Here is a 523-nt window from a genome sequence, read left to right as displayed (position 1 = left end):
ATTAAATTCTGTGTATATGCTTGGTTTTGTTTAATCTCACCTTGTAAATCTGTAATGCCTTCTTTTAATGTATCTGCATCTCCTTCATTAATTGCTTCTACTAATGTATCGTAATAATTGTCAAATGTGGTATCATACTCTACAATTCCTGTAAGGGTATCTAAAAGTTGTTTTTTTATGTGAGCATCCCATTTTGTAGCATGCTCTCTTGCATTCTTTTGATCTTGTGCAATTTGACTAGGTAGATTTGTATATCCTTTAATATCAATTCCTTCAAAGTTAACATCTGGATTATTAATTAACAAATAAGAGTAATCATTCATGGATTTTGCAAATACCCCAGCATCTTGCAAAGCTTTTTTCATCTTTTCACTGTTTACAGAAAGAGATATATCTTCCGTACTGGTTTGTTCTATTTTACTTTCACTTGCAAAAGCAGCTACTGGTGAAACTACAGTAGTTGTTGTCAGGGTTAAAAACGTCGATACAGCAAGTAGTTTATAAGGAAAATTATTATTCACTT

At 31.5% G+C, this 523-nt stretch carries 1 protein-coding gene; it reads right to left on the bottom strand.

The window, feature by feature from the left end; all coding sequences use genetic code 11:
• On the bottom strand, positions 1–521 hold a 521-nt coding region (locus MR168_RS33065), incomplete at its 3' end, for an HBL/NHE enterotoxin family protein (protein ID WP_242291772.1).
• Positions 522–523 lie beyond the last annotated feature (2 nt).

The organism is Bacillus cereus group sp. BfR-BA-01356, assembly GCF_022663635.1.
In the GTDB taxonomy this organism is placed as follows: Bacteria; Bacillota; Bacilli; order Bacillales; family Bacillaceae_G; genus Bacillus_A; species Bacillus_A cereus.
This window is presented reverse-complemented; position numbering and strand designations above follow the sequence as displayed.